The following is a 15817-nucleotide window of genomic DNA, read 5'->3' on the forward strand; positions in this document are numbered from 1 at the left end:
CAAAATTCATTTATGATTTGTTTCTTGTAAATCCAGGTAAGCTCGCAAGCTGCGCTCCTAAGTACTGTTGTGTTGATTGCATTTGCGCCAGTAACACATCTAAGCCTGCATATTGCTTTCTAAGTCTGCCTTCTAATTCGGTCATTCTAAATTCATGCTTTAGAACATCATCTTCTAAATCAGTGACCTGCGTATTAAGATTATCTTCTCGTTGTTTCAAGATTCCTTTTGAACTTACGTAATTATCTAAAAAAGATTCGAACTGTTTAGCAACACCATTTTCACCAGCAAAAGCCTTGCCGATATCATCAAAATTTTCATCCATTGCTGTATTCAAACTACGGACTAAAGTTGATTTTTCTAGGTAACCTTCTTTATCAACGCCTAGGCCAATATCAAAAATGCTCGTAAAAGGCCCTGCATCAGTTAAATTGGTAGAAAGCATATTGACCATTTGCGAGCTCAAAGTACGAACGGTTGCATCGCTATTCAAAGGTTTACCGACTCTCGATTGCAGGCCTAACTGCCCTATAGCATTGTTATAATTAGCGATAAATTCATCAATTAATTTTGTAACGCTCTCACGGTCATAGCTAACAGCTAACTTTGCCGTTTCTCCATCAACGCTTTGTCGTTTAGCGGTGATCGTCATATCTTGTACAGCATCTTTAAACGTATTGGTGTCATTGGTAATCTCAATACCATCAACTTTAATTACTGCGCTTTTTGCTTTGTTATCATCAGATATACCAATACCACCGCTATCAGGAGGTCCACCATTAGCATCAGTAGATACATTATCAAGCTCAGCATTATCATTGGTGATTACCAAGTCATTACCAGCACCACTCACACTTGACGTTAGTACTAATTTTGACTCCGTGCCAGTGTTTATAATATTTGCCGTTACACCAAAATTATCATCCGAGTCATTAATTGCGTTACGTAAATCAGCTAATGTCGCACCTGCATCGAGAGTTAGATCAAAGCTTTTGTCTCCAGCAGCAAATGACAAGGTGCCTCCAGAAGCAGTAACCACATCATCCGTTGACGTAAAACCCGTCTTTGATGTCGCGCGACTGCCTTGAGCAACTTCTAATACTTCGATTTTAAAGTTGCCAGGAGTGATATCTTTTGTTGGGGTAACTGAGACGAGATCACCGTCATCACTTGTTGGTTGAGTGATATTCGCAATACGTTTATTAAAATTATCAGGATCTGCTAGCTTTTTTATTGTGTCTTGTAGCTTTGATAACGCAGACTTGATCTCTCCGATTGAAGATAATTCAACTTCTAACGACTTGTCCTTTTTTGCAAAGGCATTCATCTTTGGAACATTTTCGGCATCAACAGATGCTTTAATGATACTTTCGAGATCCAGCCCAGATCCAATACCTGCGGATGTTATAAGTGGCATACTTCTCTCCTACTATCTGTTCCAAAAAATATTATACGGTTTGATTTAGTAACAAACCTTTGTTAGTAAGTTTATCGGCAAATTCATCTAAAGCTTTAGCAACTTCTCTAAACTCTTCAGTTGGAATTTCACGAATAACTTTTTCGCTTGTTTTATCAAACACTTTAATTATTGGTGGATCACCCTGCTCATCAAATTCAAATTTTAAATTTGTAGCCGTCACAGGAATATATTTATTAAATTTCTCTAAGTTTTCTTTCACTTCGTCGATCAGTGCTTTTCTTTCACTTTCAGAATCAAGTTGCTGACTATTATCAACAAGTGCGGGCTCTCTACCAGCAATTTTTGTACCAGCTTGTTCAACAGTTGCTTTTTTACTTGCTTCATTTAACTCATTTTTATTTGTAAAAGATGAGTTAGCGGTGAAGTTTTCACTCGATTTAATTATTCCACCTAAGTCAGCCATAGTAGCTCTCCTTTAAAATACAAACAAAGTATAAGTCATTATCGAGACAATATCTCAATAATGACCTAATTAACCGTCTAGCCTAGTAACGATAATGCTACTTGTGGACGCTGGTTTGCTTGACTCAAAATAGATTGGCTTGCTTGTTGTAATATTTGTGATTTAGTCAAATTAGCTGTTTCTGACGCGAAATCAGTATCTTGAATCCGTGAACGTGCAGCAGATAAGTTCTCTGCAATATTTGATTGATTACGAATCGTCGATTGAAAACGGTTTTGTACAGCCCCCAGCTCAGCACGCTTTTTATCTACAACTGCAATCATAGCATCCATACCAGCCATCACTGCTTGAGCATTTGCTTGAGAAGATACGCTAATTCCCCCTTCCGTAAACACATCTGCAAAACCAGTATCATCTGGAGCTGCACCTACTGCTGCACTAATGTTAGCCGTTGTAGCACTTAAGGCTGCACCAGTAACAACACTTGCAACACTCGCTATACCTGAAAGTGTAAAGCCACCACTTGCAGAAACGGAGTTAGCTCCACCGGCAGTTGTACCAACATCCTTCATACTAAAACTAATATTTTGAACTGCATCAGCACCTACTTGAAAGTTAGCTGAATACGTTCCATCTAATAAGTTTTGACCACCAAAGGTAGTGTCAGCTGCAACTCGATTCACTTCTTCTGATAGCGAACGAATTTCTTCTTGAATAGCAAGACGATCTTCATCAGTATTTGAACCATTAGATGCTTGTTGCGCAAGTGTACGAACACGTTGAAACATCGATGTTACTTCGTCAAGTGCGCCCTCAGCCGTTTGAGCAAGTGAAATGCCATCATTTGCATTACGATTGCCTTGAGTTAAACCATTTGTTTGACTTGTCAAACGATTAGCTATTTGCATACCAGCCGCATCATCTTTAGCACTATTTATGCGTAAGCCAGATGATAATCGTTGGAAAGAGGTGTCTAAAGAGTTGCCAGATTTCATTAACTGGCGCTGTGCGTTCAATGAACTCACATTAGTATTTACATATAAAGCCATAATAGCCTCCGTTTTATCATTTTAAATAGAATAACAACGGGATACCCCTACCCTGTTATTACTCCAGACTGAGAGTCCTAGATTTTTAGTTCTCTAAGTCAGTTATCGTCAGATAAAACGGAAACTTTAGCTTTATTTATAAACTTTTAACAAAATTATACTACTTTAACCCTGTAACAAGCTTAATGCAGCTTGAGGTCGTTGATTTGCCTGACCTAAAATAGTTTGACTTGCTTGCTGTAAAATCTGGTTTTTAGTCAAGTTAGCCGTTTCCGCAGCAAAGTCAGCATCTTTAATACGTGATTTAGCCGCTGAAAGATTCTCTGAAATATTTGCTTGATTCCGGATTGTTGATTGAAAACGATTTTGTACTGCACCGAGCTCAGCACGCTTCTTATCAACAACAGCAATCATTGCATCCATACCAGCAAACACTGCTTGCGCATTAGCTTGTGATGAAACAGTAATTCCATCAGCCGTAAATATATCAGCAAAAGTAATTGCTGTAGCAGCAACCCCGCCTATAGAGCTGATGCCAACAGCTAATACACCGTAACCATTCCCACTAACAGCACTTGCAACACTTGCAATCCCTTCCAAAGTAAAACCACCTACCGCAGAAATAGAATTAGCAACACCAGCACTATTTTCACCTACTGACTGCATACTAAAGCCAATCGTTTGCACAGCATCAGCACCTACCTGAAAACTTGCTTTGTAAGAACCATCTAATAAATTTTGTCCACCAAATGTTGTATCACTTGCGATACGATTAACTTCAGCTGAGAGTTGGCGGATCTCTTCTTGAATAGCAAGGCGATCTTCATCTGTATTAGAGCCATTTGCCGCCTGCTGAGACAAAGTTCTAATCCGCTGGAATGAATTAGTGATCTCTTCCATCGCACCTTCGGCAGTTTGCGCAAGCGAAATACCGTCATTAGCATTTCGGTTACCTTGATTCAAACCTAAAATTTGCGACTGTAAACGGTCAGAAATTTGTAAGCCAGCTGCATCATCAGCTGCGCTGTTAATGCGTAAACCAGATGACAAACGTTTAAAGGAAGTATCTAGGTCACCACCGGTTCTTTCAAGCTGTCTTTGCGCATTAAGTGCACTGACATTGGTATTTACAAATAAAGCCATAATAAACTCTCTTCTTATCTGTCAAATTAAAGCCACTCTTTAATTTACTGAGTGGAATTTTGACAAAGTGACCAGTTACTACAGTCAAGTTAAGTTGACCGGGGGCAATAAACTGCCACTTTGCAGATTAATTTAAATCGTAATAAGTATTCAGCAATCTTTAGGCCAACTTTATAGATAGAGTTGCATTGAATTAAAAAAAACGAGAAAAGGGCCTATAAGGCCCTTTGAAGATAAGTTTGAGAGTGGGTGTGTCTAACACTTACTATTGGCATAGTTTGTGCTTTAACAATTATGTTCTTACAAATGTTAGAACAATACAGGATTTTTAAGCGCCTCCGCTTTATCAATCCGTTTCAGCGCCTTTGTTAATACCCCATTAGACAAAGGCGCTACATTCTTAGTCAATTAATTGACTCTTCCCAACCAATTATTATCCTAGAAGACTTAATGCTGCCTGTGGACGTTGATTAGCCTGACTAAGAATTGTTTGGCTAGCCTGTTGTAGAATCTGCATTTTTGTTAAGTTTGCAGTTTCTTGCGCAAAGTCAGTATCTTTAATACGAGATTGTGCTGCACTTAAGTTTTCAGAAATATTTGATTGGTTACGGATCGTAGATTGAAAGCGGTTTTGTACCGCACCGAGTTCTGCACGCTTTTTATCAACAACCGCAATCATAGCATCCATACCTGCCATCACTGCTTGCGCATTAGCTTGTGAGGAAACACTTATACCTCCTTTAGTGAAAACATCTGCAAAACCAGTATCATCTGGAGCCGCGCCTACTGCAGCACTAATGTTAGCTGTTGTGGCACTTAAGGCTGCACCAGTAACAACACTTGCAACACTCGCAATACCAGATAATGTGAATCCACCATTTGCCGAAATAGAGTTTGCACCGCCTGCAGTAGTACCTACATCTCTCATGCTAAAACTAATATTTTGTACTGCATCAGCTCCAACTTGGAAGTTAGCTGAATAAGAACCATCTAATAAGTTTTGCCCACCAAATGTAGTATCGCTTGCTACACGGTTTACTTCTTCAGATAATGAACGTATTTCTTCTTGGATCGCTAAACGGTCTTCATCTGTATTTGAACCATTTGCTGCTTGCTGTGATAGTGTTCTGACACGTTGGAACATTGCTGTAACTTCATCTAATGCCCCTTCAGCTGTTTGTGCTAATGAAATACCATCGTTCGCGTTACGGTTACCTTGGTTCAAACCGTTAATTTGTGAGGTTAAACGGTCAGAAATTTGTAGGCCTGCCGCATCATCTTTCGCACTGTTAATACGAAAACCAGATGATAAACGTTGGAATGATGTATCTAGTGCATTACCAGAATTATTTAATTGTCTTTGTGCGTTTAACGCGCTAACATTTGTATTTACATATAAAGCCATGATATCTCTCCAGAAGTAAACTTATCATTTACTCTCAAACTTACTAGATTAAGCAGTGGTTGTTATTTACAACACTTTGCTTGGTTAATTAAGTTATCGGTCTAGCAAAAAAATCCTTTAGCTTTTTTTTTATTTTTTTTATATTATTTTTTAAGCTCATGTAATTTAATAAATTTTATCGTTATTAAATTAATAAAGTTTATTAAACAACTAAAGAGATTATTATGCTGATCTTTTTCTTCAGGAAATTATTAAGCTGTTAAATAGTAAGGAGATGATCTTAAAAGGCTGGGGAAATACTAGAGTAAGGCAATATTTTGCCTTACTCTTGATGTTCTTATAACTTACTTATAAGTAATCGAACAGTGATAATTTAGCTAAGCGGCCAAAAGTTGCCTGCGAGGCTTGTAGTGCAGTTTCTTGTTTAGTGAGCTCTGTAATGGCCTCAGCCATATCGAGTTCAACCAAATCCGCACGCGATGATTTATTATTTACATCCAAATCAGTATTCGATTGGGTGATTTTTTTAGCTGTATTTAAACGCCCACCTAAACCGGCTTCAGTTAAAGAGACCTGATTTTTACTGTTATCAATTTGAATCATCGCCGCAGCCAACACTTGGTCATAATCTTCTTGACTAATTGTTGGGTCAGTTAACCCTGTTATTAAGTCGCTTAGCGTGTTTAAAATATTTTCTTTTTTTGGCGCTTCTAAAGTAAAGTCTACCTGCCCGTTTGCAACTGGGCTAATATCAATTTCCATCCCCGCAAGTTTAATTTTTGATCCCTCAAAACTACCCGTGCTGACAATATTCCCACCTTGTTCGAGCTGATATGTATTAGGTGTACCGGCGGTCGTTATAATATTAAACGTATTTGCTCCAGCTCCAGCTGCCGGATCCGCGTTATAATTCGCTTTATGAAATGCATCAAACTGAGCCTGCTCACGTACATACACTTTTGCACTGGTGATACCACCCGATACAACGCCGTCATAAGAGGCGACATTTAAACGCGCATTGACCTTTTCAAAGGTATCAAAGCCGTTGTCGCTGGATTTGATCTCAACCCCTTCTGCAACTTTAATCTTGTGCTGACCTTGGTCACCGCCATACACATATTTACCTGTTGATGAATCTAAGGAATAAGTTTGGGTGTTATCCTGATAGCCTGAAAATATATATTTGCCATCTTCAGTTTTGGCATTCATTAAATCGAGCACACTACTTTGTATCGATTTAAGTTCCTCAGCAATACCTTCACGGTCTATATCTGTATAAACCCCATTACCGGCTTGAATCGCGAGTGTATAAGCTTTCTCAAGTGAGCCTTTAATATTCTCAAGCACACTTTCTTGGGTATTTAACCGACTCGTCAGCATAGTAATATTTTTACTATACTGTTCATTCGTTTGAATACGGTCGGTATACAGTAAAGCCCGCGCAGTTGCCGATGGATCATCTGCCGCGGTGAGTACGCGTTTTTGAGTATTAACTTGTTCTTGCGCTTTATTAACATTTTGTTGGTTATTCAAAATAGAATTTAAGCTATTTTGATACATTTGGTTATTTGATAAACGCATAATTACCTCGCAGCACTAAGTAAAGTGTCGAAAATTGTACGAGCTGCTGAAAGCACTTGTGCAGAAGCTGCGTAAGACTGCTGAAAACGCAATAAGTTTGCAGCTTCTTCATCTAAATTCACCCCTGACAATGACTCATACCACGCCTCTGACTGTTGGGCTAATGCGTCAAAAGCAGCCCCGTTGGTCATAGCTTGATTGGTTACAACACCAATATCAGTGACTAACCCAGCATAGGCTTGATTGAATGTTTTATGGTTATCAGCTGATGCGGTTGTGGTAACATTTTGCCGCACTAACTCGCCACTTTGTAGCCCAGCCAACATTAAGCCATTGCGGTTATCATCAAAGCCGCCTTCATTAAATTCTAATGTAAAGCTATCACCTATAGCTGGTGTTCCTTCAATGTTAAAATCAAAACCATAGCTGTCATACGGAGCGCCAGCTTGAGCAAGCATATTCTCAGCAGGGGGAGTTATAGTAAATGTTGTTGTTCCGTTGCCATCTGTAAGTGTGTATTCATTTGCGTTTGCGGTTTTGACAATACTAATATCACCATTCGCTAAAGCTGGTGGACTTGTCGTTGTAAAGCCACCGCTAGTTACACTGCTCACTGTTCCAGCAGATATATTGGCATTACCAGTATTATTTATGTTATCAGCTGTACGGATAGGTGATGCCAATGCGAGCGCTTCAGGCCTATCGGTGGCGAGTGTTAAACTTGATGCGGCTTGTGCATTAAGCTTTACTGAAAATTGATCGCCAACATTACCACTACCCGACACATTTAATTGTAAACCATACGACTCTCCGCCAGTAATCGTTGATGAATCAATTACGCCAGCGACGATATCCGCGGTTGCAGGAGTACCTAATGGCTGACCTTTATTATCGACAGGTTGTATTTCAACAGTTGTGCCACTGGTATAAGTAACAATAAAGTCACTGGCAGGAATTTCACTGCCTTTGCCGGGCTCTAAAGTCGCCGTTATACTTGAATTGCCTGTATTGGCTTGATAAGCGTGACCGCCAATAGTTGGGATTGTAAAAATATCCCCACCGAGTTCGCCATTACCGTCCATTCCTAAACGGTTTTGTTGATTAAACGCATCTGCAATCGCCAAGCCCATTTGGCCAAGTTGATTTTGCGCGGGCACTAAAATGTCATCACGAAATGCCAGTAGGCCACCTATTTTACCTTTTAATTTACTCGCATCCACTTCAAGCGGCACCGCTTTGCCGCCATCTATATCTAAATGTAATTCTTTAAAATTAGGATCCGGATCGCCATTCATCGAAAATAAATTAAAGGCACCATCTTGCATTACTAATGACTCACCAGTACCCATAAAAACAAGCTTCTCACCATTCGGGCCATCTAGTGTTTCTACATCGATTAGCTCTGATAATTTACGAATAGCTAAATCTCGCTCGTTATACATAGTGCTTGAGTTTGCTTCATTGCGTGTACCATTTACGGTCGCTATTTGCTTATTCAAGCTGCTAATATTTTGAATTAATGTATTGGCTTCATCAGAAAAAATTTCTAACTGCTCATTAACGATATTTTTTTGATCAAATACAATGCCTGACAAACGCTCCATTTGATCAAGCAAGTTTTCAGCATCTGTCATCACTAATGAGCGTGCAACAGATGAAGACGGTTGATTTAAACTTTCCTGCACATTATTGAATAACGAATTCATACTGGTCGATAAACTATTGGATTCTTGAGAAAACAAGCTATCAACACGACCCGCTTCAGTGACAAATTGATCAAAAAAGGTTTTATTTGAAGTATCGCGATTGAGCTGCTTTTGAGCAAACTCATTTAATAAGCGATAGGTTTCTCCACGACCGACTTGGTTATCAATCATGGTCATATGCTCTGTACGCTCGCGTACATAACCTACCGTATTAACATTGGTAATGTTCTTACTGGTGGTTTGCAGTAACTCAGAGCTAGCTCGAACGCCTGAGCTTGCAATGTCAAATAAGTTAAACGACATGTTAATTTACTCCTTGGCGAACCAATGATGTCGCCAATGTTTTAAGCTCTGTGTGGTTTAGCACTTGCTTAATTTTGTCAGCGTAATTGGGGTCAGTGGCATAACCAGCTTTTTGTAATGAATCTAAAAAGGCAGCCGGTTTTGCGGTATTTTGTAGCGCTTCTTGGTAACGTGGGTTTTCTGTCAAAAACTCAACAAAATCATTCACACTGTCTTTAATAGAATCGTATGCTCGAAAGCTTGCTTGTTTTTTTACTGGCGTGCCTTGCTCAAATTCTAGTGTCATTTTATTGGCTTTCTCACCCTGCCAGCTTCTATCTGATTTGATATTAAATAAGTTAAAACTGCTATTACCATCACTTTTATTAATAATATGCTTACCCCACCCCGTCTCGAGCGCCGCTTGGGCAACCATTACTGCTGGGTTTAAACCAATTTTTTCAGCCGCTGTTTTGGCATGCTCCCAAACACTACTAATAAAGTCTTCTGCATTTTCAAATTGCGGCTTCTTCGCTGTTGATGAGCTGCTAGTAACAGCAGCCATGTCAGGCGAACTATCAGCACTTTTACCGCTTGCACGTTGATCACTACTGAAATTATCAGTGGTACGTAGCACCGAGCTTGGGGTAAAGCCTTTTGCATCAGGAGAGAGTTGTTGCACAATCAGATCGGCTAAGCCCAATGAGCCTTTTGACGAAAGATCAACTGATAACTGCTGGTCATGCATTTCTTCAAAAAACTTTACGCCACTGGAATTGAATGGGCTGTCTTTATCTTCAAACGCTTCATTGGCCTTGCGCATGCTTTTAAGCAACATCTGCGTAAAAATAGATTCAAATTGTGCCGCTGCTTTTTTTAATGCTTCTTTTGATGCTTCTGGCGAGGCATCACTTTTTAAGGCATCTTGGCGTAAAGTATTAAGATTACCTAAATCAAAGAAGTTTTGTTTATCGAGATGATTAGTATCCATCAGCAATTTGACACAGTGATTAATAATGAAATTAATAATGCAATAATTGCGCCAATAGGAAATTACTATGCAGGAAAGGAAGGCGGAATATACCCTAAATTCTAGTAACCTAGAACCTAGGGCCTTTCATAATTAAATTACAACAAGTTGGCCACTAATAGCCCCAGCTTCTTTTAATGCTTCAAGGATTGCCATTAAATCACCTGGTGCAGCACCTACTTCATTAATTGCGCGTACTAAGTCATCAAGGCTCACGCCAGGGTTAAACACAAATGCCCGTGAGTCATCTTGGTCAACGTCGATGATACTTTGGTTAGTAACAACAGTTTCCCCTTCACTTAACGCATTAGGCTGAGATACATTTTGCTGTTCTGCAATTGTAACCGTTAGGCCACCATGGGTAATTGCCGCTGCTTGTAACTTTACATTTTTACCTATTACTATAGTGCCTGTGCGTGAATTAACGATAATTTTTGCCGAGGTATCGGCTGGTTTAAACTCTAAATTTTCAAGCGTTGATAAATAAGCAACACGCTGTGATGCATCACGCGGAGCAATCACACGAATTGATGCGGCATCAAGTGCATGGGCACTATCAGGGCCAACCAACTCATTAATCGTTTGCTCTAAACGTTTTGCAGTCGTAAAGTCAGGACGGTTCAAATTAAAGGTAATGTAATCACCTTGCATAAAAGGACTGTTAATCGCACGTTCGACTGTTGCGCCGTTAGGAATACGCCCAACTGTGGGTGTATTCATCACGACTTTACTGCCATCAGCACCTTCAACACCTAAACCACCCACAATCAAACTACCTTGTGCTACCGCATAGGTATTACCGTCAACTCCTTTTAAGAAGGTTTGCAGTAATGTGCCGCCGCGTAAACTACCGGCACTACCGATTGACGATACCGTAATATCGATTGTCTGCCCTGGCTTTCTAAATGCAGGTAACTCGGCATGCACTGCAACCGCAGCCACATTTTTAATCTTAGGCTTTAAATTGGCGGCCATTGTAATACCAAAGCTATTGAGCATGGCTTTAAAGCTTTGTTCGGTGAAGCGGCTTTGCTCACCGGTGCCAGGTAAACCTACTACCAGGCCATAACCAACTAACTGGTTTGAGCGAACACCTTCAACCATTGATACATCTTTGATACGTTCAGCGCTGGCACTACAGTGCCAAACTAATAAACATATACACAGCAACGCTTTCAAGCTATTCATATCAACATCCTTTAAAAAGGGAACAGAGAACTACTGAAGAATCGTGTTAACCACCCTCCCGTTTGAGTCTCTTGCATTTGCCCTTTACCAGAATATTGAATGCGCGCATTCGCGATTCTGTTAGAGGTCACAGTATTATCTGCGGTAACATCTTGCGGACGAACAAGCCCTTCAAGACGAATAAATTCTTCACCGGTGTTTAAGGTTAACCATTTTTCACCACGGATCACTAAATTACCATTCGGTAATACCCGCATCACATTCACCGAAATATCACCAAATAAACTATTAGATTGATTTGACTTAGTATCCCCTTTAAATTTTGCACCACTGCCAACACCAAATTGAATACTATCGCCGCCAATATTAACTGGTAGTCCGCCTAAACCAATGACAGGGTCGAGGCTAGCATCGCTTTGTTTATCCGTTTCAGTTTTAGCTGCTTTTGATGATTGCGTTGATTCTTGCAGTTTAACTGTAATTATATCCCCGGTGCGTAAGGCTTTTTTGTCTGAATATAAATCGTTTGATAAGTAACTATCAAACAATGAGCCTGTTGGTACGACTTGCTCTGCGGCAGGCTCTGGGTACATAGGAGCATAGTATGGATCATCTTGAACCACGCTGTGGTTTTGAGTCGTCATACAGCCACTCAAGATAAATGCACCCGTTAAGACTATAGATAAATTACGCATAACCTTGCTCCAAATTAATTAAAGTTGCTGACTGATGTAACTCATCATTTCATCAACCGCTGAAATCACTTTTGAATTCATCTCATAAATACGTTGAGTTTCAATCAGGTTAACTAATTCTTCGGTTACATTTACGTTAGACGTTTCAAGTGCCCCTTGTACAACTGTGCCTAATCCTTCAAGCCCTGGGTTACCTTGTACAGGTGCACCACTGACAGCTGTTTCGGTGTATAAATTTTGCCCTACTGGTTCAAGGCCCGATGGATTAATAAAATCGCTGATCGTCAGCTGACCAATCACCACATTTTCAGGCTGCCCGGCAATGCGCACAGATACTTCGCCATCTTGCGATACGGTAATTGACTGCGCATCATCAGGCACATTCATTTCCGGCTGTACTGGAAAACCAGCACCTGCGGTGACAATGCGGCCATCTTCATCGGTAGTAAATTGACCATTGCGAGAATAAGCAATATTACCGTCAGGCTGCAACACCTCAAAAAAACCAGGGCCGGAGATCATCCAATCCAATGAATTCTCAGTGGTTAACATATTACCTTGAGAAAAGTTTTTCTGGTTGGCAACAACTTTAGTGCCTGCACCGAGCATTAAACCTGAAGGCATTTCGGTATCTTGTGATGAACGGCCACCCGGCTGATTAATATTTTGGTACAGCAAATCTTCAAACACCGCACGGCTTTTCTTATAACCAACAGTGCTGGCATTGGCTAAATTATTTGAGATCACCGATATATCGGTTTGTTGAGCATCAAGCCCGGTTTTACTTATCCACAATGCAGGATTCATACTAATGTCCTCTCAATAAAGTTAAACAATACGCAGTAATTGAGTATGTCGTTCGTCAATTTCTTCTGCCGTTTTCATCAGCTTAACTTGTAATTCAAATTGGCGTTGATGGCTTATCATATCCACCATTTCATGTACTGGATTCACATTTGACATTTCTAAGGTGCCACTGAGCACCTTCACATCATTAGAGATGTCGCAAAATCCACAAATATCATTTTCAAGCAATTCAGGTTTTGGTCGAAACAGACCATCATTGCCTTTTTCAAGCTCAGAGTTGTTTGCCTTAATTACCTTTAAACGGTCGACAACTTCTAAAAAGTTGGCTGGCGCTCCTTGCGGGCGTACTTGGATCGAGCCATCTTCGCTGAATTCAATTTTTTCAATTGGTAGCGGTAAGATGATAGGTCCACCTTCGCCAACAACTTGACGGCCATGACTGGTCATTAAAGCGCCATCGGGTGTGATATTCAGCGCACCGACTTTAGTATATGCCTCATTACCTGATGCATCTTGTACCGTTAGCCAGCCTTTATCGCTCATCGCAATGTCAAGATCACGGCCAGTTTCAACTATACCGCCAGAGGTCATATTCGAGCCTGGGCGCTCTTGCATAGTAAAAACACGTGTTGGTAAACCTTCCCCAAACGCTTGCATCGAACGTGCTTGTGCGAAGTCAGACTTGAAACCTGTGGTATTCGCGTTTGCTAAATTATTTGCTTTGAGCCCTAGGCCCAGCAAACTTTGCTTAGCCCCAGACGCTGCAATGTAGACCATCTTGTCCATAACATCGACTCATGTTAAAAATCTATAACGTAACAAATGCAAGATAAGTGCCACAATAAATTGACGTGATAAATGCTAGCAAGATAGTGCAAACAAAAAAGGCCGCTAAAAAATAGCGACCTAAGTGTCGGATTATAAAAATATTAAAACGGAGATTAGCGGATCTGCAAAATAGCTTGCTGTAGCGTTGAGTTCACTTCCAGTGCACGCGAGTTGGCTTGGAAGTTACGTTGTGCGCTGATCAAATCAACTAACTCATTGGTTAAGTTTACATTCGATTGCTCTAACGCCGATGAGCTAATTTTACCAAATGCGCCCGAATTAGCTTCTCCAGCTATCGGCTCACCAGAGGTTAAACTTTTCTTCCACGAAGTGTTGCCGACTTGTTGTAAGCCCTGAGAATTTGAAAAGCGGGTTAACGCAACTTGTCCTAAATAATTAGAATCACCGTTACTATAAGAAGCAACAATTTTTCCATCGACACCAATATCAATATTTGCCAACCGCCCCACAGCCGCACCATCTTGGTCTAGTACTTTATTTTCAAAAGATCCCGCATGTTGTGTCGGTATTTTTGAAGAAGTGCCCGCTTCATCACGCCAATTGACAGTTACATTGTTAGGAAAGCTAGCGCCATTGCTTAAAATACCTGTCAGGTTAGCGCCATCGAAGACCACTGAATCAAATGTATTTGTCGTATTTGCGGTACCGTTGGTATTGAGTGGTAACCCGTTAGCGTCAAACTGAAATGTTGAAATTGGAGTATATGGTCCAGTAGCGCCTTGCGGGCTTCCATCTGGGTTTACTACTTGACCGTCTAAGGTCGAATAGACTTCCCATTCGTTAGCATTTCCTGTAACCGCTGCATCTGTTTTCACAAAGTACAATTGCATGGTATGCGATTCACCTAACGAATCATAAATATTGGTTGAGGTAGAGTGAGTAATTGAGCCAGATTGGGTTGGATCAAATGGTGTAACAGATGGCGCTGCTTTGGTCGAATCCAACCGAAAAGACGAATATATATTTGTCGTAGCACGCGGTGCACCAGATGAGTCCGGAATTTGAATCGCGGTAGATGTGCTCAAACTCACTGATGTCGCATCCCCGCTTGATGGATCCACAGGGAAACCTTGTAAAAAGCTACCTCTTGAGTCAACGATAAAATTATCTTTGTTTAATTTAAACGCACCTGCACGAGTAAAGGTATGATCTTGTGAACCCAGCTCAGAACTAAGAGCAAAATACCCTTCTCCGCCGATTGCAAGATCCAGTGAATTTTGCGTACCTAATGTTGAACCTTGGTGAAACTGTTGAGATACAGATGTTGTTTGCACACCATCACCATTTTTAGTTTTACCCGAGGTAAAAACTGATGATGCATACACATCAGCAAACTCAGCTCTCGACTCTTTAAAACCTGTGGTATTTACATTGGCGATGTTATTAGCTGTAACATCTAAATCTTTTTGTGCGGCAGCGATGCCTGTTAACGCAATATTGAAGCTCATAATTGACCTCTAAATTGTTAATATTTAGCCTTCGGCTAGAAATATACTTTAAATGGTTTATGCAATTTCTGCGACATCAGTCAGCTTAATCGCACCGGCTTTAGTGTTGATAATGATGCCATTAGCGCCATTAATACTTACACTTTCAATGTTTTTATATGTGGCTACAGGTAAACTGGTAAATTCCTCACCCATGCTGCCCTCAGCTTTTATACTGTATTCTCCTGCTGGAAGGCTTTCACCTGCTTCATTTTTACCATCCCAGTTAAAGCGTAAACCGCCTGCTGGTTGAGTATCTAAATTAATAGTTCTCACAAGTTGTCCAGAGGCATCCGTAATACTGAGCTTTAAATCTTTAACAGGACTTTCGATTGCGATTATGCCCGAGGCTTCACCGCTGCTGTTAAGATCTAATGTATCTGCTTCTACTAAAGCCTTCTTACCAACCAGAGTTGATGCCTGCAACGCAGAATTGGAGGTCATTGAAGCCGCCAAAGACTCAAATTTTGAATTTAAATTTGCGATACCTTCCGCCATAGTGAAATTAGTCATCTGCGCAATCATTTGATCGTTATCTGCAGGTTTGCTGGGATCTTGAAACGACAGCTGCTGCGTTAACAACGAGAAGAAATCTTCTTGCGTTAGTGCATCACTTTTCTTTTCGCCAGTAACTTGGTTATTCGTCCCGCGAAGTGAATCAATGTAACTTGACGATGCAGTGCTGATATCGTTACTCATAATCTAACCCTCA

General features: G+C 40.5%; 14 protein-coding genes. All 14 read right to left on the reverse strand.

Features of this window, described 5'->3' with window-relative positions; translation table 11 throughout:
- Window positions 1–10 precede the first annotated feature (10 nt).
- The 14 genes from fliD to NDQ71_RS06490 all read right to left on the reverse strand — a co-directional run bounded on the left by fliD (window position 11) and on the right by NDQ71_RS06490 (window position 15804).
- On the reverse strand, window positions 11–1417 hold the full coding sequence (gene fliD / locus NDQ71_RS06425; RefSeq protein WP_301562449.1) for a flagellar filament capping protein FliD: 1407 nt from the start codon (window positions 1415–1417) through the stop codon (window positions 11–13).
- 31 nt (window positions 1418–1448) lie between these two features.
- On the reverse strand, window positions 1449–1883 hold the full coding sequence (locus NDQ71_RS06430) for a flagellar protein FlaG (protein ID WP_301562450.1): 435 nt from the start codon (window positions 1881–1883) through the stop codon (window positions 1449–1451).
- 77 nt (window positions 1884–1960) lie between these two features.
- Window positions 1961–2932: a flagellin gene (locus tag NDQ71_RS06435; RefSeq protein WP_301562451.1), complete on the reverse strand. Its 972-nt coding sequence runs from the start codon at window positions 2930–2932 to the stop codon at window positions 1961–1963.
- A 165-nt stretch (window positions 2933–3097) separates the two neighbouring features.
- Window positions 3098–4075 carry a flagellin gene (locus NDQ71_RS06440; RefSeq protein ID WP_301562452.1) on the reverse strand — a complete coding sequence of 326 codons (978 nt, stop codon included), beginning with the start codon at window positions 4073–4075 and terminating at the stop codon, window positions 3098–3100.
- Window positions 4076–4508: 433 nt separating this feature from the next.
- Complete coding sequence (locus NDQ71_RS06445; protein ID WP_301562453.1) at window positions 4509–5480, reverse strand: flagellin; 972 nt, start codon at window positions 5478–5480, stop codon at window positions 4509–4511.
- Window positions 5481–5828: 348 nt separating this feature from the next.
- The gene (gene flgL / locus NDQ71_RS06450; protein ID WP_301562454.1) at window positions 5829–7061 is read right to left on the reverse strand and encodes a flagellar hook-associated protein FlgL; all 1233 of its coding nucleotides are present in this window, start codon (window positions 7059–7061) and stop codon (window positions 5829–5831) included.
- A gap of 2 nt (window positions 7062–7063) precedes the next feature.
- On the reverse strand, window positions 7064–9070 hold the full coding sequence (gene flgK / locus NDQ71_RS06455; RefSeq protein WP_301562455.1) for a flagellar hook-associated protein FlgK: 2007 nt from the start codon (window positions 9068–9070) through the stop codon (window positions 7064–7066).
- Window position 9071: 1 nt separating this feature from the next.
- Window positions 9072–10040, reverse strand: a complete 969-nt coding sequence (gene flgJ, locus NDQ71_RS06460; protein ID WP_301562456.1) for a flagellar assembly peptidoglycan hydrolase FlgJ — start codon at window positions 10038–10040, stop codon at window positions 9072–9074.
- 132 nt (window positions 10041–10172) lie between these two features.
- The gene (locus NDQ71_RS06465) at window positions 10173–11267 is read right to left on the reverse strand and encodes a flagellar basal body P-ring protein FlgI (protein WP_301562457.1); all 1095 of its coding nucleotides are present in this window, start codon (window positions 11265–11267) and stop codon (window positions 10173–10175) included.
- An 11-nt stretch (window positions 11268–11278) separates the two neighbouring features.
- A complete protein-coding gene (gene flgH / locus NDQ71_RS06470; protein ID WP_192540968.1) occupies window positions 11279–11962 on the reverse strand; it encodes a flagellar basal body L-ring protein FlgH in 684 nt (227 codons plus the stop codon).
- Window positions 11963–11980: 18 nt separating this feature from the next.
- Window positions 11981–12769 (reverse strand): flagellar basal-body rod protein FlgG, encoded by a 789-nt coding sequence (gene flgG, locus NDQ71_RS06475; protein WP_064666500.1) that lies wholly within the window; start codon window positions 12767–12769, stop codon window positions 11981–11983.
- A 21-nt stretch (window positions 12770–12790) separates the two neighbouring features.
- Entirely contained in the window at window positions 12791–13555 is a 765-nt protein-coding gene (locus tag NDQ71_RS06480) for a flagellar basal body rod protein FlgF (RefSeq protein WP_301562458.1), read from the reverse strand.
- A gap of 155 nt (window positions 13556–13710) precedes the next feature.
- A complete protein-coding gene (gene flgE / locus NDQ71_RS06485) occupies window positions 13711–15066 on the reverse strand; it encodes a flagellar hook protein FlgE (protein ID WP_301562459.1) in 1356 nt (451 codons plus the stop codon).
- Window positions 15067–15123: 57 nt separating this feature from the next.
- A complete protein-coding gene (locus tag NDQ71_RS06490; protein WP_301562460.1) occupies window positions 15124–15804 on the reverse strand; it encodes a flagellar hook assembly protein FlgD in 681 nt (226 codons plus the stop codon).
- Window positions 15805–15817: the final 13 nt, after the last annotated feature.

The sequence above is a fragment of the Pseudoalteromonas sp. KG3 genome (assembly GCF_030436385.1).
Classification (GTDB): domain Bacteria; phylum Pseudomonadota; class Gammaproteobacteria; order Enterobacterales; family Alteromonadaceae; genus Pseudoalteromonas; species Pseudoalteromonas prydzensis.